The sequence below is a fragment of the Oceanobacter sp. 1_MG-2023 genome (genome assembly GCF_030689025.1).
Taxonomy (GTDB): domain Bacteria; phylum Pseudomonadota; class Gammaproteobacteria; order Pseudomonadales; family Oceanobacteraceae; genus Oceanobacter.
The window spans coordinates 44,849-66,078 of the sequence record NZ_JAUYWA010000020.1; the positions used below are offsets into that span (position 1 = coordinate 44,849).

A 21,230-nucleotide genomic window follows, 5' to 3' on the forward strand; every position below is an offset into this window, starting at 1 on the left:
CTGTGATCCGCCATGGCTGAGCGTGGGTGCCTGTACAGTGAAGTGTGGTATCTTAGCGCGCAGATGATACGGGGGGCGCTCAATGCGCGCAATTTTAGATCGATAACAAATGTGAGGCCAACATGGACCCGCGCCTTGATCACCTGATCAACTGGGCGTCCAGCACCATTCGCCGCAAAGCGAATCTGGACGTCAATGCCAGCCTGGAAACGGTATCCGGTGATGCCAGTTTCCGTCGTTACTTCCGCCTGCGCGGTCTGGGCAAGAGCTGGATTCTTGTCGATGCTCCACCAGACAAGGAAGATAATCCGCGTTTTATCCGTATCGCCAAACAGTGGCGTCACCAGCAGGTCGAGGTGCCACAGGTGCTGGCCGCCGATCTTGATCAGGGCTTTATGCTACTGGAAGACTTTGGTGACCAGCTGTTATGGACTGCCCTGCATGAGCCGGATGTGACCGAAAAACAGATACTGGGCCTGTATCGCCAGGCGATAGAGCAGCTGGTGCAGCTTCAGGGTGTCAGCTGTCGCGACCTGCCTGCTTACGCTAACGCTCTCCTGCTGCAGGAGATGGCGCTGTTCCGTGACTGGTTATGTGAACAGCAGCTGCAAATGACGTTGACGGACGTTGAACGGGCCATGTTTGACCGCGTGTTTGATTTGCTGGCTCGGCAGGCCTTGGCGCAACCGGTTGTCACCGTGCACCGGGATTACCATTCCCGCAACCTGATGCTGAAGCCGGATGGCATGTTGGGCATCATTGATTTCCAGGACGCTCTGGCAGGCCCGTCCACTTACGATCTGGTGTCATTGGTGCGGGATTGTTACGTACGCTGGCCACAGGGGCTGGTGGATGAGCTGGTGGCCTATTATTGGGAGCTGGCGCGGCCCTGTGGTTATTACCTCGGCGACTGGCAACAGTGTGTGCGTGACGTCGACTGGATGGGATTGCAGCGACACCTCAAGGCCGCGGGTATTTTTGCCCGTCTGAACCTGCGCGATCACAAGCCGACCTACCTGGCGGATATTCCCAATACCTGCCAGTACCTGATCGATATCGCCAGACGGTATGACGAGTTGAGTGACTTCAGTCACTGGCTGAACCAGCGTTTGATGCCAGAATTGGTGCAGTTATCACGATGAAAGCCATGATACTGGCAGCCGGGCGAGGTCAACGTATGGCGCCGCTCACGGATCACTGCCCGAAGCCGCTGCTGGCGCTGGCCGGCAAGCCTCTGATTGAACACCATATTGACAAACTGGTTGCCGCCGGCATGACCGATCTGGTCATCAACCACGCCTGGCTGGGGGAGATGATCGAGGCCCGGTTGCAGGATGGCCATCAGTTTGGCGCCAACATTCGCTACTCCGCCGAAACCGATGCACTGGAAACCGCTGGTGGTATTCGCAAGGCGTTACCATTGTTAGGTGATCAGCCGTTTTTAGTGATCAATGGCGATGTCTGGACTGATTGGGATTACCGGGAAGCTGTGCAAGTGGCATCTTCCGAAATGGTGACGGGGAACACATTGGCCTGGCTTTGGTTAACCGATAATCCTGATCATAACCCGACGGGTGATTTTTTCCTTGACGGTACCGACGTTGCGGCAGAGGCTGATGGCCCCGGTTTCACCTTTACCGGGATCAGCCTGATCCACCCGGATCTGCTGGCAGCCTTGCCGGTGGCAAAGCTGCCACTGGCTCCGATACTGCGACAGGCAATGGACAGTGGGCGAGTCAAGGGTTGCCTGCTGGATGGCCGCTGGACGGATGTGGGGACGCCACAACGTCTGGCTGAACTGGAACAGCAACTCACCAGAGAGACGTTCTGATGCTATGGATGGGAAAAGCCATGGGCGGCATGGTCGGATTGATGACCGGTGGCCCGTTTGGCATGATGATAGGCGCATTTGTTGGTCATATGTTTGACCAGAATCTTGAAAATATCTGGAGCGGTCAATTTCCTGTTCTGGTTCGTACCAGTACAGCCAATAACGTGCGACTGCTTTATATTTCATCGTTATGCCGTTGCATGGGGCGGATAGCCAAAGCCGATGGCCGCGTCAGCGAAGAAGAAATCGCCGCCGCCAATTTTGTGATGGACCGCATGCAGCTCAAGGGCGATGACCGCCAACGGGCGATTGCCTGGTTTCAGGAAGGCAAGGATATGGACTGTGACTTTAATGCCGACCTGGAACAGCTACGACCACAACTGAGTTTGCCGATGGCGCAAATGTTTCTTGAGGTAGTGATGACCATCGGTTATTCCGATGGTGAGTTGTCGCCTTTGGAGTGGGCGATGATCGAACGCCTCAGTAATGTGCTGGGGATCAGTCAGACCCAGATTGAGCGGGTACGGGATCGTATTGAAGCAGCCATGTTCCAGGCCCGTAACGGCGGTGTCAGCCAAAGTGATCAGCTGGAACAAGCCTACGCCACGCTGGGTGTCCCGGCCGATGTGGATGACGATACCCTGAAAAAAACCTATCGGCGATTAATGAGCCAGAACCATCCTGACAAACTCTCTGCCAGCGGTATGCCTGAAGAAATGCTGCGACTGGCCAAGGAAAAAACCCAGCAGATCCAAACCTCCTATGCCCTGATTCGCAAAAGCCGGGGCCACGCGCATTAAATTGTTTTGGTGTGGGGATTAACCCTGCACCAACTGCTCCGCTACCCGCACCCGCACCAATATAGACAGAGACAGCAGTCAAGCCAGTGCTGTCGGCTATTGCTTGTGGTTGCCAGGTCTGGTTGTGATTGATTGCAGCTGATGTTCTGTACACAAACAAGGGCGTCGATCTCGACCTGACCGTTGGTTCTGGACTGGCTAACGCGGATAACAAGCCGATAGGGAACAGGGTGCGAATCAGAAGGTATGGATAAGAGAGTAGAGGTTTTGTAGCGAGGAGAGAAAAAAGAGAGCCGCCATTCTCGACGACTCTCCGGGAGTGGCGTTTATTCCCCGATAAAGGCCAGGCTCAGGCCGGGCCAGAAGGTAATGATCAGCACTGTTGCCAGCAGGATAAAGAAGAACGGCAAGGTAGCGCGATACAACTCCATCACCGGTTTGTTAAAGCGGAAGCTGGCAATAAACAGGTTCATCCCGACCGGTGGAGTAAAGTACCCCAGCTGCATATTGGCGAGGAATAAAATCCCCAGATGAATCGGATGAATACCGTATTCCACCGCAATCGGCAGAATAATGGGAATCATGATCACAATCGCGGAGAAGATATCCAGCATCATGCCCAGTATCAGCAGGAACAGGGTGAGTAACAGCAGGAAGGTAAAGCTGTCACTGACGTGCTGCTGAATAAAACCAAAGATTTTTTCCGGCACACCGGCATCAATCATGTAATTGGTGGATGCCATGGAAACCGCCAGAATCAGCAAGATTGCGCCAACCAGCTTCATGGAATCCCGCATCACGGTCACTAGCTGCTTGAACGGAATTTCACGTCGAATCAGAGTGGAAACAATCAGTACGTAAAACGCAGTAATGGCCGCCGCTTCTGAAACCGCAAACCAGCCACCATAAATACCTCCCAGTACCAGAAAGGGTAGCGGCATTTCCCACTTGGTATCCTTTAGTGCAGCCCAGGCCTCGGCCTTGTCGAACGGGTGGTGATTACGTTCAGCATTACGGGATACCCAGCCACTGTACAGCGACAGCGCAACCAGCATCAGGCCGCCGGGCAGTAACCCAGCCAGAAACAGGTCATCGATACTGACTGCGATGTCGAGCGACATTTGCTGCGCTACAACGCCGTACAGGATCAAGGGCAGCGACGGTGCAAACAGCAACCCGAGGGAGCCAGAGGTGGTGACCAGACCAAGATTAAAGCGCTCCGGATAACCGGACTTCTGTAACGCTGGTACCAGCAGGGCGCCCAGGGCGACAATGGTAACGCCGGAGGCACCGGTAAAGGCAGTAAACAGGGCACAGGTCACCAGGGCAACGATCGCCAGTCCGCCGGGCATCCAGCCAAGGAAGGCATCGGTAATACGTACCAGCCGCTGCGGTGCCTTGCTTTCCCCGAGCAAATAACCGGCAAAGGTAAACAATGGGATGGCGATCAGTACCGGCATTTCGGCAATCCGGTAAATCTCGATGGCCATAACCATCAGATCAACGTCAGTCTGGTAAAACCCCCAGATAGCGCTGGCAGCAATAACCACAAACAGCGGCGTACCGGACAGCGCCAATACCAATAAAATCAGTGGAACCAGAACGCTCATGAGTGGGCCTCGTCGGCTACAGCATGGTTACCCAGTATGTTGAGCAAGGATTCAATACTTTGAATGGCAAAGCGCAACGCCATCACGGCAAAGCTGAAGGGGATAATCAACTGTAAGGGCCAGGCAGGAATATTGGCGAAGGCGATATCACCAAATTCAATGGCCAGTTCGATATAGGCATAGCCGTACCAGGCGATAACTGCGCAAATAAAGGCGGCAAAGGCCGAGGTGATAATCGCGATGGTGTCAGCGACAACCTTGGGAGCCAGTCGGTTAACCAGGTCGATGGCGATATGCTCACGGCCACGGGTGGCGACCATGCCTCCGATCAGACCAAGCCACAGCACCATCACCCTCAGGGCGGGAGGAATCCACATGATACCGCCGCCGAAGACACTGCGGGCGACAATATCAATACCGGCCAGCAACACCATGACCATCAGCACCAGCACCAGAATGCCATCTTCCAGGGTGTGAATGGCGCCGAGCAGACGCCGCAAAGGGGAGTGTTTCAAGGTTATTGACCTGCACGGATTCCGGCAATATGTGCCTGTAGTTGACGATACAATTCAACCGGGTAAACACCTTGGCTGGCCAGTTCGGTCAGGCTGTCATTGGCCAGTTGTTGCCAGGTAGCTTTTTCGGCATCGGTCAGTTGTACAAATGTCATGCCGCTGTTTTCCAGTGCCTGACGTGCGCCGGCTTCATCAACAAGATTCTGTTTGTCCATCTGGGCGTAGGTGGATTTCATAATGCTGCGCACGGTGGTCTGGTCTTCCGCCGACAGTTTGTTAAAGGCTTTTTGATCGACCACCATCATGCCCAGTAGCGAGAGTAATGGCAGGTCGGTTGCGTGGCTCAGTTTGCTGTGCCATTGCAGCGCGATAGAGGCCGTCAGGTTAACACCAACAGTATCGATCAGGCCGGTTTGCAAGCTGGTGTAGACATCCGAAATCGGCAGCGAAATCGGCTCGACACCGGCTTTCTGGAATACGGTCTGGGTGACCAGGTCACCTTCAGGAGTCCAGACTTTCTGGCCACTGAAGTCGGCCGTGGTTTTCAGGGGTTTGTTGCCCATGACATAGGCAAAGCCACCTTCGGTCAGACCGAGGACGACGTAACCCTTGGCTTCCAGCGCATCAATAATGTAGTGGTCAAATTCCGGGCGAACAGCACTCAGTTCTGCCGGGTTCTGAAAGGTAAATGGCAAGCTGTACAGCTGCACTTCGTTGGCGATATTCGCGAGCGCCCCTGCCGAAACGGCGCCACCTTGCAGCTGGCCGATTTTCATTTTGCGCAGCACACTTTTGTCACTGCCTTGCACACCGCCAGGAAAGTATTTGATTTTGACGCGGCCATCGGTAGCTTTTTTGATGTTAGCTGCGGCGGAACGCATCTGCTTCATCCAGTTGGTGCCATCGGGAGCGAGGGTGGCTATTTTTAATGTTGCAGCCTGGGACAGCGGGCTCAGGCATAGCAGCATCAGACCCAGGGCAATCAGTTTGTTTTTCATGTGTGGTTACTCTTGGCTGGTATTCAAAAGGCGATTATTCAAAAAAATCGGCAGATTCTGCCAACAGTTCAGTGGCCTGGCTCTGGGCCAGATGATTAATCAGGGTCAGACCTTCGGCTTCCGGGTCGGCCGCAATAGCTTCGTTGAGCAGACGGTCGTGAAGTTCCTGATCAAACATCAAGCGGGCATATTGTTTGGCGTACAGCACCTTGGCCATCAGATGTTTGCCATCACTGTATTGCAGGGCCTTTTCAAAATGCTCGCGGCCGATTTCCGGGCGACCACCCAGAGATGGTGGCAGCTGGGTTTCCATGACGCCGAGATATACCTGCAAGGTTCCCTGGTCGTAGTCCGGCTGGATATTGGCGACCCACTGCATCAAAGCCTTGGTTTTACCCAGTTCGGCAATGGCACCCCAGTCGCTGCTGTTGGCCTGAATCCAGCCGGCCTTGGCGGCGGCATAGGCATAGAAGACGTGAATATCGCCTTCATCAAAGTGCCGGTCGAGCGCCGTCAGCATGTCGTCCTGCGGTAACTCGACGGCTTCACAGGCGTCGTCATCGTATTCACACAAGCCGCGGGTGGCGTATTCCAGTGCCTTGTCGGCCATCCGTTGTGCCTGGCTTGGGTCGCGGGAAAAGACACCTGAGTAAGCGCCATACAGCTGGGACGCAGACAGCAAGAAGTCTTCGTCATGAGGATAGGTGAGTACCAGCGCGTCGAGCAAAAGCAGATATGCCGGTGCTCCCGCGGCCACGACTTCCGGATTGTCGTTGTTCATCATCGAGCGTGAGAGGTTCTTGGGCAGGTTGCCAACCGAGCAGGCACTCAGTGCCAAAGCGGCCAGTGCAATAGTGAGTCGTTTCATAGTCACGGGTGCTTGTAAAAATTTGGCGCAATTGTACACACCTGAACGCTGGTATCTAATGAACAATAGTCATAACCGCCCTGAAGTGGTCATTATTGCAGCAAAATTCAGTGTTTTGCTGCTGCTGATGGCTCAGTCGGTTGACGAATCACTGGCGTTGTTGGTTTGACTGGCTCGGGCATTGGCCAGCTTGCGGTACAGGGTACGCTCACTGATGCCCAGTTGTTTGGCTAAACGGGTGTTGTCGCCATCAAATTGTTGGGTAATGGCAAGCAGGTAGCGGGCTTCGAGTTGGTCCAGTGGCATGGCCTGATCTGGATCGGTGGCCAGACCGGTGATCCGTTTTGTTGGTATCCGGGTGGCGGAATGGCTGGGAGTCTCCGTGGCTTCCGGTCTCAGGGCATCGGGTAACGTCAGGTGACGTGGTTCGATTTCGCGATCATCACATAAGATAGTGGCTCGTTCGAGGCGGTTTCTCAGTTCGCGAATATTACCGGGAAACTGCTGTTGTTCGAGCCAGTCGCAGGCGGCAGCAGACAGTACGTGTGGCCGTTCCTGACTCAGTTGTTGCAGCAGTTTGCGGGCCAGTGGAACAATATCGGCCCGCCGCTCTGCCAGCGAGGGCAACAGAATCGGAAAGGGTGATATCCGGTAGTAGAGATCTTGCCGGAAAGTGCCGGCATCAACCATCTGGGTCAGTTGCCGATGGGTGGCACACACCAACCGGAAGTCGGCCTGTTGCAGCGTTACGCTGCCCACCGGGCGGTAGCTGCCGGTTTCGATCAGACGCAGCAGCTTGACCTGCATGGCAAGCGGAATATCTCCCACTTCATCCAGAAACAACGTTCCGCCCCGGGCGGCTTCGACCAGGCCTGGCTTGCGTTGGGTGGCTCCGGTAAAGGCGCCTTTTTCGTGACCAAACAGTTCACTTTCAAACAGGCTTTCGGTCAGACCAGAACATTCCACCGTTACAAATGGCTTGTTGGCGCGGCTGCTGTGCTGATGAATGTGTCGGGCGGCGAGCTCTTTGCCGGTGCCGGATTCACCCAGCAGCAGTACATTGATCTCGGTCGGAGCCGCTCGGCTGAGCATGGCCAGCATGTCGGTATAGGCCTGACTGAACCCCAGCATGGGCCGCGACCCTGGGGTGTCCGGAGTGCGTACGGGCGACATGATTTCAACAAAAAACTCAATCTGGCCATCGTCATTACGTACCGGGCTCAGCTCCACATCAACGTGTTCCTTGCCCTGGCAGGTGTTATGAATATGCAGGATACGCTGGCGCTGGCCGGTACGCAGACAGCCCTGTAGCGGGCAGGTTTCTCCGGCCTGGTCACAAGGGACTTTGTAGCCATGGGAGACCTCGTAGCAATGCCGACCGAGCAGGGCGCTGTTGCCGGAAAAGTGTTCCCGGTATGCCTGGTTGGCAGCACAAATACGATACTCGCGATCCATCAGAATGGCGGGAGCAGCAATGGCGTCCAGTAAAGAGGAGATACCAGGCAAGTGGTTGTAGCTGCGGGGATCTGACATTGGTGTCACCAGGCTGTCAATATTGACATGATATTAGTGGATGTCGGCCGTTTTGCAAAGGACTGGCGGCGGGGCAAACTGTCGCAGTGATCTTGTTAGCCACCCCTGAAACGCTGATGATAGCCGCGATTGTTGTGGCTGGTGGCAAGACTTCGGGGTTTTTAATATGAATTCTTGCTGGTGGGGACGGACTGGCCCGTGAATTGCTATTTCACCCTGATGGGGTACAGACGGATGTCTGTGGTGACAAATTCGGCGGAATTGGCAGGAAGGCTATGGCTAGAGTAAAGCAGTGGCGGGTTAACCAACAGCTTAGTTATTTATTGTTTGATCCTATTTCTCGCCGTGGTGCGCTGATTGATCCGCAACCTGCATTGGTGTCTTGCTACATCCAGACATTGGAGCAGTTGGGGGTCGCCAATGCCTATTTACTGTTTACTGGAGAAATGACCCAGATCATGAATATACCGGGTCAGATGTTGGATGCTGGCGCCCTGTCAGGCTCGGCCGCTCCAGACACACTGGCACTGGGGGAAAGCTACATCCGGGTGGTGGTGGACCCTGCGGCGCTGCGGGTTGCCTATGTGTGTGATGGACTGATTTTTAGCGGTATGTGGTGGCTTCCCGGTGGGTTACGTCCCTTTGTTGCATCTGAGCCGGAAGCTGACGTTGATAAATTGCCGCTTCTCCAACTTCCCGATGACTATGTACTGTATCCCGGCCGGGCGATCGGGTCTTTGTGTATCAGTTCGGTGGCACAGGAAAAAGCCCTGTGTTACGACCCGCTTCCGGCTTGTGCTGGCGCTCCATCGGGTTAGTACAGCTGCTTCGCTGCTGCCGGAATATCTCTGGTACTGGTGGTTGTTTGCGGGGCAGATTGATCATTGTTTTGTAAGACCGGTTTTGTCTCAGCTTGGAGATCTGCGTGATCCACAAGCTGTTTTGTTACAGTCGCTGAGCGATGGCGGAGCGTTGTATTTCCGCCAGGTTCAGTCGCTGAATTTTCGTTTCACAACACTCAACTGAACGTTCCACGGCACTGCCTTTGGAGGATCAACCATGATCAGTGAAAGTATGGTGGACTTGTCGCGGCTGCAATTTGCTATGACCGCGCTGTACCACTTTTTGTTTGTACCCCTGACGTTGGGGTTATCGTTTATTCTTGCCATCATGGAATCGGCTTATGTGATGACAGGCAAGCAGGTCTATCAGGACATGGTGAAGTTCTGGGGCAAGCTGTTTGGTATTAACTTCGCCTTGGGTGTGACGACAGGCCTGACGATGGAATTCCAGTTCGGTACCAACTGGGCTTACTACTCCCATTATGTCGGTGACATTTTTGGCGCACCGCTGGCGATTGAAGGTCTGATGGCTTTCTTCCTTGAAAGTACGTTTATCGGCCTGTTTTTCTTCGGCTGGGATCGCCTGACACGGATACAGCATATGATCGTCACCTGGCTGGTGGCACTGGGTTCGAACCTGTCGGCCTTGTGGATTCTGATTGCCAATGGCTGGATGCAAAACCCGGTCGGCGCTGAATTCAACTACAACACCATGCGTATGGAGATGACCAGCTTTGTTGAGGTGTTGTTTAACCCGGTTGCCCAGGTCAAATTTGTGCATACCGTGTCGGCTGGTTATGTCACCGGTGCCATGTTTGTACTGGGGATTTCCTCTTATTATTTGCTGAAAAAACGTGACCTGCCCTTTGCCCGTCGCTCGTTTGCCATTGCCTCCAGCTTTGGTTTGGCGGCCATTCTGAGTGTGATTCTGCTGGGTGATGAATCGGGTTACGAAATTGGCGATGTACAAAAAACCAAGCTGGCTGCCATTGAAGCGGAATGGGAAACCCATCCGGCTCCTGCTGCCTTTACCCTGTTTGGTTTGCCTAATGAAGAAACCATGGAGACCGACTACGCGATTCGGATTCCCTGGGTGCTGGGCCTGATTGCGACCCGATCAACGGACGAACAAGTGGTGGGTATCAAGGACCTGCTAGTCGAACACGAGGAGCGCGTGCGTAATGGTATGGGCGCTTACGACCTCTTTACGCAACTGAAAGCCGGGGATGAATCACCTGCAACCATGGCGGCATTCGATGAGGTCAAGGACGATCTGGGGTACGGCCTGCTGCTGAAAAAATATACTCCGGACGTTATTGACGCTACAGAAGACCAGATCAAGTCGGCCGCACGGGACACTATTCCGGGCGTTGCCCCCATGTTCTTTACCTTCCGTATCATGGTGGCTATTGGCTTTACCATGTTCCTGCTGGTGGCGTTGGCGTTCTGGCATTCTGCCCGTCAAACCATCGATAAGCAGACCTGGCTGCAAAAAGCCTTGTTATGGGCGATCCCATTACCTTTCCTGGCCTGTGAAATGGGTTGGTTTGTAGCGGAATACGGTCGTCAGCCCTGGTCTATTGGTGAAGTCCTGCCAACTCATTTATCCACCTCAACCCGGTCGGTTGAAGAGCTGTGGATGAGTATTGCCGGTTTTGTACTGTTCTATACCGCCTTGTTGGTTGCCGAAGTGTATCTGATGTTCAAGTTTGCCCGTCTGGGGCCATCTGCTCTGCATACTGGTCGTTATCATTTCGAGAAAGAGGCAAGTCACTCCATGACAGGCGGTACAACAGCTGGGCCAAAAGCGCAGCCGTTGCAAGCCCGTAACGAACAGGCGTAAGGGGGAATTATGGATTACGAAGTATTGAAACTGGTGTGGTGGGTACTGATTGGCGTATTGCTGGTCGGCTTTGCTGTTACCGATGGCTTTGATATGGGGGTTGGTGCGCTGCTGCGAATCATCGGCCGTACCGATACCGAGCGCCGGGTGATGCTGAACACCATCGGGCCGCACTGGGATGGTAACCAGGTCTGGTTTATTACTGCCGGTGGGGCCATTTTTGCCGCTTGGCCTGTGGTTTATGCGGTGGCATTTTCGGGCTTTTACTGGGCAATGTTACTGGTGTTGTTTGCCATGTTTTTTCGCCCGGTCGGGTTTGAATACCGCGCCAAAGTGGATGATCCCCGCTGGCGCAGCCTGTGGGACTGGGGCCTGACCATCGGCGGTGCAGTGCCTGCCCTGGTGTTTGGTGTGGCGTTTGGCAACCTGATTCTGGGAGTGCCATTCAGTCTGGATGAGTTTATGCGTTCTACCTATACCGGTTCTTTTTGGGCCTTGCTGAATCCCTTTGGTCTGGTGGCCGGTCTGGTGAGTCTGGGAATGTTGATGATGCACGGTGGCACCTGGTTGCAAATGCGGACTGACGGAGCACTCCATGAGCGCGCCCGCCGGATTACAGTTGCGCTGGCAGTACTGGTGGCGGCGCTGTTTGCCCTCGCCGGTGTCTGGATCTGGATGGGTATTGATGGCTATGTGATCATGGATATCAAAAGCACCGCTGCGGCAGTGACCCCTCTGGATAAAGTGGTGACAACGCAAGAAGGGGCCTGGCTGAGCAACTATGGCCAGCATCCCTGGATGATGATCGCACCCTTGTTGGGTTTTGCCGGACTGGCACTGACGGTACTGATGTCGATGATGAATCGTGGTGTGATGGCTTTTGTCTCCAGCTCGCTGGCGATTACTGGCATTATTCTGACTGCTGGGTTCTCACTGTTCCCGTTCATTATGCCATCCAGTCTGGAGCCGTCTCACAGCCTGACCGTATGGGATGTGGTATCCAGTGAAATGACGCTGAATATCATGTTCTGGGTCGCCATGGTGTTTGTACCGATTGTGTTGAGCTACACCATCTGGGGCTACTACAAAATGTGGGGTCGCCTGACCAACCAGTTTATTGAAGACAACAAATACAGCACGTATTAATGAATCAAGGCTGTTGCTGGCAGCGTCCAGATCAGCCGAGCAGTGCTCGGATGATCTGGCCTGGCCACACCCGGTAAACGGAAACAGCAAAACCCAAACAGGTAGCCAGACACAGACGTCTGGCTCGCACTACGAGGAAAATAGTATGTGGTATTTTGCCTGGATTCTCGGTGTATTACTGGCCTGCTCATTTGGCCTGATAAACGCTATGTGGCTGGAGTTTTACGAAGATATGGATCGGGATGCGGAGTAAGGCAATGCCTGTTCCAGACAAACCTCCAGTGGATTATGCGGCCTACGGGCCGCTGTATGCTTTTTGGGCGCGAGGGTTATCCTTCCTGGGAGCGCTGGGACTGGCTGGATTATGGCTGGCCATGCCGCAACTGGTGGCTGTTGCACCGGATGAACAGACGCACATATTACTACCGCTCGGGTTGTGGGGTATTGCGGCGGGTTTGGTTCACGGTATTGGTTATGTCCCTGTGCTGCGCATTTGGCGTTATCTATTCAGTCCTTATGCGGGTTGGCCATTGATGAGTCTCTGTGCTGGCCTGTGGCTGCTCTGAGCAGCTGACGATGTCACGACTGATAAACCATGCTCAGATTGGGCCAGCGGGTCACACGCCAGTTGGTGACGATTGACGTTACGTGGCACACTGTCAATATAGCCATGCAGGCATGTTGTTCTGATACGATCGATCATCGAGAGGAAACCCAATGGTACTCAAAAAAGAAGATTTATTGTCTGAAGCCTCAGTGTCCGTTAACCCGGTCAACGCAGAGGAAGCTGAAGGACTGCTGGCCAATGGTGCAGTCGTGCTGGATGTACGGGAACCGGCTGAGTTCGAGATGGGCCACTTGCCGGGAGCGGTCAATGTACCGCGTGGTGTGCTGGAATTCAGGGTGGGGGATCATCCGGCGTTGACTGATAACACCGCCAGCATCCTGTTGTATTGCAAAAATGGTGGCCGCAGTACATTGGCCGCCCATACCCTGAAACGTATGGGGTTTGATCAGGTAAAAATGCTGGTGGGTGGTTTTGATGGCTGGAGTGGCGATGTCCACAAAGTGGAAATTGATCCAAGCGTTTACCGATAATTCCAGTACAACCCAGACAGCGGATTTGGTGATAACCAATCCGCTTTTTCAGGCTGATTGTATTCCTTTGTGCATATTTGGTTATTTTTGAGAGAGATAACAATGAAAAAACTATTAACGTTGACGTGTCTGGTTGGCGGCCTGGCAGGTGCGCTGGCAAGTACTGCCGTTCGTGCCGAGCAGCCTGAAGAAGGCAGCCTCAACCAGGAAGCGCGGCAGCAAGCCATGATGTTTGGCAAGCAGCTGATGCAAACCGTACAAAAAGGTATGAAGGCGGGTGGCCCAACCGAAGCGATCCATCTGTGTAATGTGGAGGCCCCCGAGATTGCTACGGCACATAGTCAGGGAGACTGGGCGGTAGGACGTACCTCATTAAAAATACGTAATCCGGACAATGCCCCGGACAGCTGGGAGCTGGCCACGCTGAAGGACTTTGACCAGCGCCTGGCTGCAGGAGAAACCCCGGCTACGCTGGAAGCCAGTATCGTTGAAAACGGCGAATATCGTTATATGAAAGCGATACCAATAGGGGCATTGTGTCTGAACTGCCATGGTTCGGCCTTGGCAGAGCCAGTACAAACCCGTCTCAGTAAACTGTATCCGCATGACAAGGCTGTGGGTTATCAGGCCGGTCAGCTACGGGGTGCGTTTACCTTGCGTAAAACATTGGCCGAGTAATACCCGATGTGAATAAATACCCTGCTTGCAGCAATAATACCGAGGCGTTTTATGATTTGATGGCCAAGGTGTCGCCTGCATCAGGGTATTGGCAGGCCGTAGGTATTGGATCAAGTAAACGCATGGATTGGACAGCCGCCTGTTTCAGGAAGGATAGAGAATGACCCAGAAGATTTCAGAACACAGCATGGATTTACACTGGCAGCGCGAAGGTGAATTTTCTCACCAGGGGTTTGAGCGCCGCCATCAACTCGACTTTGGCCATCAGGTACAGCTGGCCGCTGGCGGTGCCGGTAACGATTATGGCAGTGACCCGGAGCAAATGCTGGCGGCCTCCATGGCCAGTTGTCATATGATGACCTTCCTGGCGTTGGCCGCCAAAAAACGTCTGAACGTGGTGTCGTATGAAGACCACGCGGTTGCGGAACTGGCCCAGCGAGACGACGGTCGCTTTCATATTAGCCGTATTCTTCTGTCGCCACTGGCGGTATTTGAAGGTGATAAAATTCCCGATGCTGAAGCCATTCTGGCCATGCATCACAAAGCCCATGAACACTGCTTTATTGCCAACTCGGTACTGTGCGAGGTTGAGGTTAACCCACGTTAGCCGACGGTTGGACACGGGGTAACGCCGAACGCCGTACTCCGTCCAATAATCATTGTAACAAGCGGCTGGTCAGTAACCGGCCGCCCTGCTGAAACCGGCTTCCCTGAATAATTTTATTTAATCAACGCTGACTTGTTTGGCGTGTCTGTCTGTTTAATGGCCCTGGCTGTTACCTGGCTGCCTTGATATGAGTCAGCGGTATCGCCGGTTGCGTTGGCTAGACTGAAAACAATGGCTTTTGCCGTATTCTTTCAGCTTTCAGCCCCCGGAGACCGCTATGGCCGATACCCCAGCCTCAGAACAACACTATATCGACCCTTATCGGCAGTTATCGCCATCGCGGTCGTTTGAGGATCATGTACACCATCTCTATCGTGTCTTACGTGAGCAGTACTCTGGTATCGATCGTTTTTCTCTGGCGCGCTATCAAGCCGACACAGGTTACTTGTCCAGTCTGACCTGCGCCGGAGACGATACCCGGCTATTGGACGGTTATCAGATGTTGCTGGAAAATGTGCCATCGCTGCAATCCCTGGTCGCCAGTCCGGGTATTCGGGTGGTGGGGGATATGCGCAAGTTTCGGGTGGAAGAGTTGCCGGCACACAGTGCGGCGTTACTGGGACAGGGTTATCGTTCCAGTCTGACCATGCCGATGATGAGTGACGGTCGTTTGCTGGGGATGTTGTTTCTGAATGCTCGCACTATCAATTATTTTACCGCGCCGATGGCGTCTTATTGCACCTTGTGGGGACACTGGGTAGAGCAGTTGCTGGCTCAAGAGTCGTTGGTGGGGAACTGAGCCAGGGTCCTTTCGGCTCACACAGTGTGGCAAGTTGTTGGTTTAACGGGTTGGGCAGCTCTCTGCGCTACTGAGTTGGCCCGCTGCAAACTGTTTCAGGGTAGTCATTGGAACATGGTCGCCGGTGTCGCGGCCGTACCACGCGAGCTGGACTTCTCCTTGCTCCGAAATCAAAAAATCCGCCGGTACCAGCTTCATGTGCGGGTTGTGAATATCGCTTTTTCCTCCTTTGAGCAAGCCGCGGATCATCTGTGGCAGACGGAACAACATGGCTTTGATAAGGGCGGTGGTGGAGTGTTCGATACCATAACGTTCGTACAGCTGTAGATCGGGGTCACTGAGCAAGATAAACGGACGCGGGTTGCGGGCCACAAAACGCCGGACTTCTTCCGCTGTTGAGCTGAAGACTGCAATGATTTCAACATTGGCCTCCTGAAAAGCATTGTATTGGTTGGTGAGTTCATAAAGGCGCACATTACAAAAAGGGCAGGCGGCATCGCGAAAAAAAGCCAAGAGAATTTTTTTGCCCGAGTAATGGCTCAAGCTGACGGAGTTGCCATAAATATCTTTGGTTGAGAACTCGATAGGCGTACATGGGGCGGTGAGTTTCATAGGGGAAGCCTGTCAAATCAAGCATGAGAATAATCACTGCGTGAGTGGTTACAGGCAGCGGTCGATGGTGCTTTCAGACCATCTACTTGATCGTTCGTTCAAATGTTCGTTCAATCGGCTGATCCAGCGGACACATGAGTGCCGTCACGTTGCTCTCGAAAGGCGGTGGGTGCCAAACCCACCCGGCGGCGGAAAAAACGTGAGAAATACGCCGGGTCGTGGAATCCGAGGTCGTAGGCAATCAGTGATACCGGGACGGAGGAGTAAATCAGCATGCGCTGGGCTTCCAGAACCAGCCTGTCGTAGAGCAGATCGGTGATGTTCTTGTCGGCGATTTGTTTGCAGGTACGGCTGAGGCTGGTGGGAGTGGTGTGCAGTGCCTGGGCGTAAAATTCGACCGATTGATGCTGGCGGTAATGCCCTTCGATCAGGCTGTTGAGGTGGCGAAAGCGCTCACTATGAATGTCTTCCGGGGTGTTGTCCGGGTGTTCTTCAAGCAGGCGTCCAAGTTTGAGTAACAAACCAAACAGCAACCAGGCAAACATGGATTTTTTGCCCAGGGCGTTACCCAGGTACTCTTCGGTCAGCTGCTGTACCGTCTGGTCGATAAAGGTCAGCTCTTTTGGGTGCTGGCTCAGCTGAATAATCCGGGCACTTTGCAGCAGTTCCTGCCCGAACGGAAACTGGCGGGCAAACTGGTCATCCTGAATCAACAGCCGGGAAACGGTAATCACACAGCCTTCGGTGGCTTCCCGTTCAAATTCAAAGCCATGCACGACACCGGCAGGCACCGAAACAATCACAGGGGCCTGATGATGTTCTTCCTGGCCATCAATAAAGACGCGTACCGAACCGCTGCGCACAAAAATCAGCTGGAACATGTTCGGATGGGTATGAATATTAATGGCCCAGTCGAACAGTCTGGCTCGACTGGGTATGTCCTCGATATGGACAAATTCGGGATCGCTGTCCGATGGGGCCTCACTATACAGGGTGTAGCGGGAAATGCGTTGATGGCTGCCAGCAGGTGGGCGGGCCTGATCGACTATAAGGTGTAACGGGGTGGTATTCATAAGGCGTTGTTATACATGTTTGTTATTTTTATAGCATAAGTGCCATGGCCCGAACCGGTGTTGCCGATTGCGGCATGCCATGGCGGTCATCGAAGCCACTTACTCTGCGAATTCTTCGGTATCCACTTCGACTTGCTGTGCCAGGTTATAGCGTCTGCCGCTGACCGTCTGCTGATTGATCAACTGATTCAGCTCATGGATAACATCGGCCGATAGCGAGACCGTGGCGGCTTGCAGGTTTTCTTGCATATGGGCAACACTGCGGGTACCCGGGATCGGCACAATATGATCTCCTTGCGCGCAGACCCAGGCCAGAGATAGCTGAGCTGGCGTACAGCCAACCCGTTTTGCCACTAGTCTGAATGTGTCCAGCAAGGTGAGGTTGGCGGCAAAGTTGTCTGGATGGAAGCGTGGCATATTGCGACGGATATCCTTTGGCTCCAGCGAGTCAACCTCTTGCAGGCCATCTGCCAGAAAACCACGGGCAAGGGGAGAAAAGGCCACAAATGCCGTGCCCAGTTCCCGGGTGGCTTGCAGTACGGCAATCTCGGCGTTGCGGCTCCACAGTGAATACTCTGTTTGCAGTGCGGCAATCGGATGTATCGCATGGGCCCGGCGCAAGGTTGCGGCGGAGACTTCGGATAAACCGATCGCGCCGATCTTGCCCGCTTTGACCATCTCGGCCAGTGCTCCAACGGATTCTTCAATCGGCGTGTTGGGGTCAAGGCGATGCAGGTAGTAGAGGTCGATATGATCAACTTGCAAGCGGCGCAGACTGTTTTCGACCTGTTGCTGCAAGGTCGCCGGGCAGCCGTTGATTTCCTTGAGGCCGCTTTGCTCGCCAATCTGCATGCCACCTTTGGAGGCCAGGAAAATATCGTTGCGCAGTGGTTTCAGGGCTTTGCCCAGCAGCTGTTCGTTTTTGCCGCCGCCGTACAGGGTGGCGGTATCAAAATGGCGGTAGCCCATATCGAAAGCGGCGTGTAAGGCCCGGATGGCGTCGTCTTCCGGTAGTGGCACACCGTAGGCATGAGACAGGTTCATACAACCAAGACCGATGCCGGGATGATTAAATTCAGTGTTCAGCGCAGTCATAAAATACCTCGTGTCAGAAACGGAAAAACCGGCCAAGCCGGTTTCTGGAAACATCTGGATGGTACATCGGCCCCTGTCTTTTCAAGCTTTCAAGGCAGAGGCCTGCTGGCTGCTCAGTCTGCGTTCAGCAGTTGCTCCAGCTGATCCAGGGTTTCCATCGCCGGCAACACTTGCGCGACGCTGGAATTTGGCTCCCGGCCTTCCTTGACCGCGGCGATAAACTCGCGATCCTGCAGTTCTATGCCGTTGTTGGAGACGGCGACACCGGACAGGTCGATCGGGTTTTCGTAACCATCGACCAGATCATCATAACGGGCGATATAGGTACCCTGGTCACAGATGTAGCGGAAGAAAGTACCAAAAGGCCCTTCGTTGTTAAACGACAGCGACAGCGTACAAATCGCGCCACTGGGGACTTTCAGGCCAATGCTCATGTCCATGGCGATGCCGAGGTCGGGGTGAATCGGACCTTGCATTCCCTGGACCTTGCTGCAGGTTTCGCCTGTCTGATACTGGAACAGGTCAACCGTGTGGCAGGCGTGATGCCATAACAAATGGTCGGTCCAGGAGCGGGCCTGACCCTTGGCATTGGTGTTGGTGCGACGGAAAAAATAGGTCTGTACGTCCATTTGCTGCACGTTCAGTTCACCGGCCTGAATCTTGTTATGAATCCACTGGTGTGACGGATTAAAGCGGCGCGTCTGGCCAGACATGGCCACCAGCCCGGTACGCTGCTGGACTTCAACCAGCTTGCGCGAATCTTCAATATTGTCGGCCATGGGAATTTCGACCATAACGTGTTTGCCAGCTTCCAGGCACTGAATGGCCTGGGCGGCGTGCATACCGGTCGGGGTGGCGAGCAAGACACCGTCGATGTCGTCGCGGGCGAGGGCTTCTGCCAGGTCGGTGCAATAGTGTGGAATGCCACGTTCTTCTGCGACTTGTTTGATCACGTCAGGGCGGGTGCCGACAACGGATACGACGTCCGCGCCATCGATGTTAGCGACGGCGTCCAGGTGTTTCTGGCCAAAGGCGCCTGCGGCACCTGCAACACATAATCTCATTTTGTTCTCCTGATCGGTGTAGCGGTAGCACCGGATGCCGGTTGTTGGCCGGGTAGGTCATGTAAGGTGCCGCCGGTACCTGTTACGGCTTGTTGGTTATCAGTGAGGCTGTTATGGCCTGCTGCTGACAAGCGTACTGACGATGAACATCGAACGGTCTTGAAAAAGCCCGCCGCCGATTACCGTCTGCCACTACAGAGGCAGTGGGTCGGGTGATCGGCGGCGGGTAATGTCACAACACTCAAAACGACCAAGTTCGAGAACTTCAATCTAGCATTGGCCTTGTCTGCAGGGTAATTAATAAACCGGACGGATGATTCAATTTTGATAATGCCGTCTGACCCAACAGTGAAAATTTGTCCTGTCAGTTGTTGGTCAGGCATTGAAAAACCTGTGTTTACAGGCTTTAAAATAGTGCCAGTGGTCGGCAACAAGGTATTGGTTTTTTACACCAGGTTACTTTCATTTTCTGTATTTTATGGTGCAATCCGGCCTTTTATCAATTTGTGCAGGCTGTAAAAAAACTATCCCGAGCGATGGTCTGATCGGGTTTTGAAACGCAGGAAGCGGTAATGGCTCGATTCAAACCAATAATGCGAACAATCTCTTTAATACAAGTAGAACCTTCCCAGTTTGCATGTGGCAGAGGCGGTCCGCAGTTTCATCGATCATCCAATTGCTGGACACCTCGATCGATACGACACTGACCAGCCCCGCGCCGTAAAGCGGACTCACCAACATCCAGTGACTGACTGGCTTCAGAAGCAGAATATCCCTGATCAAGCACCAAACTGGCGGCTTCAAGCTTGAACTCAGCAGAGAAGGAACGGTGCTGTTTTTTATTGAAAACCTTGCTGGTTGTCCGGAATCAGGACGGAATTAGTAGACCACGACACAATATGCGGCCAAGTACAGTGGTATGGTTTTAAATAAATGATGTAGGTTGGTTTTTAACGAGACAAATGAATTACTTAATGTTTGAAAATTAATTATTCCGAAACAATAACCAAAAAAGAGAGTGGTAATATGTCCGATCCAACGAAATACAATAGCCTTAACGCTTACATACAAGAAGTGACTGACAAGGCTAATGACCAATTGGAAAATAGAAGCCGGGCGATCCATATTCCAGTAGTGATTGTTGCAGCCTTAATCTCATCGGGAACAGCAGCAGCTACAGCAGCAGCTCTGGCGGGTGCTGCGTATGCCCTTACGCCACCTCTCGGTGATGGAGACGCTCAAGCTCGCACGATGCGACTTGAAATCAAGAGTGACCACTGGGGACTTCTGCGCCTCGTCGTTGGCACTTTGGAGACCACATGCGTTATTCCTCCTGGCCTTGATCTTGACGGACAATTTAATGTTGTTCTTTATAATAAAAATGAAAGTCGTACCTCAAGGATATTCGCAGAATATACAGGCTTTCCGCTTGATAATGAGCAGGAGCAAGATCCAACGGAAAAGGCGTCAGGTATTACCGTTTTATATGAATTCGCTACTAAGGTAGACGCTTATGTACAGATCAACCATACCAAGCCGTTACCAACAGTGCTTGTAAGTGCGAACCGAAATAATATTGATGATTGGGGGAATGGTTGAGGCGTCGCCTTGGGGTATGTTCTGGTCAACAAAACCGGACACATTAATTGGCTGGTTTTTCATACCCCATCGGTGACAAGTCACCATTTCAGGAATGCAGTCGTTCCTGGTTGTAGTACTTCATATAGGCCGTCACATCCCGTTTTATATGTTGCCGGGCTGGACGGGTGTACCTTGAACAACCAGACGTTGTGGCGGCTGTATCTTACATTGGGCAAACAGCGCTGCAAACGCTTTGCGGGTTGGAATGCCGTTACGGGATACAATCCATAACGGGTCAGTTCAGGTCGGTGAGACAAGGGGCTGGCTGGACGCTTCCAGTAACGGATGCCCAGGTTCAAACATCATGACGATAATCAAACGTCGATGGTGGTCAAGGATAGCGAAAACCGCCCTGTTTATGATTCGGCGAGTCTGCTGAAAATCATCCCGTTTACTCACTCCAAGGGCATCACCTCCAGCCGAGAGACCAAGCAGTGCTGCGAAACAAACATCATCTTTAAGGCCGTGTCTGGAATGAGTCGACCATGACCGTTCCCGTTGAGGGTGTTCATAGTTCTGTGTCACCCATTACTTACAGATCCACGTAGCCGTCGATCCGTCCTTCGAAGTGGATACT

The 21,230-nt window shown here is 53.4% G+C and carries 22 protein-coding genes and 1 pseudogene; 13 read left to right on the forward strand and 10 right to left on the reverse strand.

The genetic code is table 11. From position 1 onward, the window contains the following. Positions 1 to 122: 122 nt before the first annotated feature. The 3 genes from Q8W22_RS12720 to djlA are packed head-to-tail and all read left to right on the forward strand — an operon-like array spanning position 123 to position 2,631. Positions 123 to 1,142, forward strand: a complete 1,020-nt coding sequence (locus Q8W22_RS12720) for an aminoglycoside phosphotransferase family protein (protein WP_305452576.1) — start codon at positions 123 to 125, stop codon at positions 1,140 to 1,142. Continuing rightward, positions 1,139 to 1,831, forward strand: coding sequence for an N-acetylmuramate alpha-1-phosphate uridylyltransferase MurU (gene murU, locus Q8W22_RS12725; protein WP_305452579.1), 693 nt, complete (start codon positions 1,139 to 1,141; stop codon positions 1,829 to 1,831). Before Q8W22_RS12720 ends, murU begins: the two co-directional genes overlap by 4 nt. After that, entirely contained in the window at positions 1,831 to 2,631 is an 801-nt protein-coding gene (gene djlA, locus Q8W22_RS12730) for a co-chaperone DjlA (RefSeq protein WP_303432616.1), read from the forward strand. Before murU ends, djlA begins: the two co-directional genes overlap by 1 nt. A 326-nt stretch (positions 2,632 to 2,957) precedes the next feature. Here djlA and Q8W22_RS12735 read toward each other — a convergent pair whose 3' ends face one another. The 5 genes from Q8W22_RS12735 to Q8W22_RS12755 all read right to left on the reverse strand — a co-directional run bounded on the left by Q8W22_RS12735 (position 2,958) and on the right by Q8W22_RS12755 (position 8,155). Next, positions 2,958 to 4,241 (reverse strand): TRAP transporter large permease, encoded by a 1,284-nt coding sequence (locus Q8W22_RS12735; RefSeq protein ID WP_305452582.1) that lies wholly within the window; start codon positions 4,239 to 4,241, stop codon positions 2,958 to 2,960. Next, on the reverse strand, positions 4,238 to 4,756 hold the full coding sequence (locus Q8W22_RS12740) for a TRAP transporter small permease (protein WP_305414174.1): 519 nt from the start codon (positions 4,754 to 4,756) through the stop codon (positions 4,238 to 4,240). Before Q8W22_RS12740 ends, Q8W22_RS12735 begins: the two co-directional genes overlap by 4 nt. A gap of 2 nt (positions 4,757 to 4,758) precedes the next feature. Further along, the gene (dctP, locus tag Q8W22_RS12745; protein WP_305452585.1) at positions 4,759 to 5,754 is read right to left on the reverse strand and encodes a TRAP transporter substrate-binding protein DctP; all 996 of its coding nucleotides are present in this window, start codon (positions 5,752 to 5,754) and stop codon (positions 4,759 to 4,761) included. Between the two features lie 34 nt (positions 5,755 to 5,788). Next, on the reverse strand, positions 5,789 to 6,622 hold the full coding sequence (locus Q8W22_RS12750; protein ID WP_305452587.1) for a TRAP transporter TatT component family protein: 834 nt from the start codon (positions 6,620 to 6,622) through the stop codon (positions 5,789 to 5,791). Positions 6,623 to 6,754: 132 nt separating this feature from the next. Next, positions 6,755 to 8,155 (reverse strand): sigma-54-dependent Fis family transcriptional regulator, encoded by a 1,401-nt coding sequence (locus Q8W22_RS12755; RefSeq protein ID WP_303432611.1) that lies wholly within the window; start codon positions 8,153 to 8,155, stop codon positions 6,755 to 6,757. Positions 8,156 to 8,430: 275 nt separating this feature from the next. Here Q8W22_RS12755 and Q8W22_RS12760 point away from each other — a divergent pair, with 275 nt between their 5' ends. The 9 genes from Q8W22_RS12760 (at position 8,431) to Q8W22_RS12800 (ending at position 15,168) form a co-directional block, all read left to right on the forward strand. After that, the gene (locus Q8W22_RS12760) at positions 8,431 to 8,973 is read left to right on the forward strand and encodes a hypothetical protein (RefSeq protein WP_303432610.1); all 543 of its coding nucleotides are present in this window, start codon (positions 8,431 to 8,433) and stop codon (positions 8,971 to 8,973) included. A gap of 241 nt (positions 8,974 to 9,214) precedes the next feature. Then, complete coding sequence (locus Q8W22_RS12765; RefSeq protein ID WP_305452589.1) at positions 9,215 to 10,840, forward strand: cytochrome ubiquinol oxidase subunit I; 1,626 nt, start codon at positions 9,215 to 9,217, stop codon at positions 10,838 to 10,840. Positions 10,841 to 10,846: 6 nt separating this feature from the next. Beyond that, a complete protein-coding gene (gene cydB / locus Q8W22_RS12770; RefSeq protein ID WP_368501372.1) occupies positions 10,847 to 11,986 on the forward strand; it encodes a cytochrome d ubiquinol oxidase subunit II in 1,140 nt (379 codons plus the stop codon). 145 nt (positions 11,987 to 12,131) lie between these two features. Continuing rightward, the gene (cydX, locus tag Q8W22_RS12775) at positions 12,132 to 12,239 is read left to right on the forward strand and encodes a cytochrome bd-I oxidase subunit CydX (RefSeq protein WP_303432607.1); all 108 of its coding nucleotides are present in this window, start codon (positions 12,132 to 12,134) and stop codon (positions 12,237 to 12,239) included. 4 nt (positions 12,240 to 12,243) lie between these two features. Then, positions 12,244 to 12,552 (forward strand): cyd operon YbgE family protein, encoded by a 309-nt coding sequence (locus Q8W22_RS12780; protein WP_303605453.1) that lies wholly within the window; start codon positions 12,244 to 12,246, stop codon positions 12,550 to 12,552. Between the two features lie 151 nt (positions 12,553 to 12,703). Further along, positions 12,704 to 13,084: a rhodanese-like domain-containing protein gene (locus tag Q8W22_RS12785; RefSeq protein WP_303432605.1), complete on the forward strand. Its 381-nt coding sequence runs from the start codon at positions 12,704 to 12,706 to the stop codon at positions 13,082 to 13,084. Positions 13,085 to 13,186: 102 nt separating this feature from the next. Continuing rightward, entirely contained in the window at positions 13,187 to 13,762 is a 576-nt protein-coding gene (locus Q8W22_RS12790; protein ID WP_305452592.1) for a DUF3365 domain-containing protein, read from the forward strand. Between the two features lie 160 nt (positions 13,763 to 13,922). After that, on the forward strand, positions 13,923 to 14,369 hold the full coding sequence (locus Q8W22_RS12795) for an OsmC family protein (protein ID WP_303432602.1): 447 nt from the start codon (positions 13,923 to 13,925) through the stop codon (positions 14,367 to 14,369). A 277-nt stretch (positions 14,370 to 14,646) separates the two neighbouring features. Beyond that, positions 14,647 to 15,168, forward strand: a complete 522-nt coding sequence (locus tag Q8W22_RS12800) for a GAF domain-containing protein (protein WP_305452593.1) — start codon at positions 14,647 to 14,649, stop codon at positions 15,166 to 15,168. Positions 15,169 to 15,210: 42 nt separating this feature from the next. Here Q8W22_RS12800 and Q8W22_RS12805 read toward each other — a convergent pair whose 3' ends face one another. The 5 genes and pseudogenes from Q8W22_RS12805 to Q8W22_RS12825 all read right to left on the reverse strand — a co-directional run. After that, a complete protein-coding gene (locus Q8W22_RS12805) occupies positions 15,211 to 15,780 on the reverse strand; it encodes a peroxiredoxin (protein ID WP_303432599.1) in 570 nt (189 codons plus the stop codon). A 110-nt stretch (positions 15,781 to 15,890) separates the two neighbouring features. Further along, positions 15,891 to 16,853, reverse strand: coding sequence for a helix-turn-helix domain-containing protein (locus Q8W22_RS12810; protein WP_305452594.1), 963 nt, complete (start codon positions 16,851 to 16,853; stop codon positions 15,891 to 15,893). Positions 16,854 to 16,952: 99 nt separating this feature from the next. Further along, positions 16,953 to 17,948, reverse strand: coding sequence for an aldo/keto reductase (locus Q8W22_RS12815; RefSeq protein ID WP_303432597.1), 996 nt, complete (start codon positions 17,946 to 17,948; stop codon positions 16,953 to 16,955). Between the two features lie 113 nt (positions 17,949 to 18,061). After that, the gene (locus Q8W22_RS12820) at positions 18,062 to 19,012 is read right to left on the reverse strand and encodes a Gfo/Idh/MocA family oxidoreductase (protein ID WP_305414165.1); all 951 of its coding nucleotides are present in this window, start codon (positions 19,010 to 19,012) and stop codon (positions 18,062 to 18,064) included. 688 nt (positions 19,013 to 19,700) lie between these two features. Further along, a pseudogene (locus Q8W22_RS12825) lies at positions 19,701 to 19,841 on the reverse strand (transposase); the annotation flags it as partial. 149 nt (positions 19,842 to 19,990) lie between these two features. Between Q8W22_RS12825 and Q8W22_RS12830 the strand changes: the two are divergent. Then, positions 19,991 to 20,611 (forward strand): hypothetical protein, encoded by a 621-nt coding sequence (locus Q8W22_RS12830; RefSeq protein ID WP_303432595.1) that lies wholly within the window; start codon positions 19,991 to 19,993, stop codon positions 20,609 to 20,611. Positions 20,612 to 21,230 lie beyond the last annotated feature (619 nt).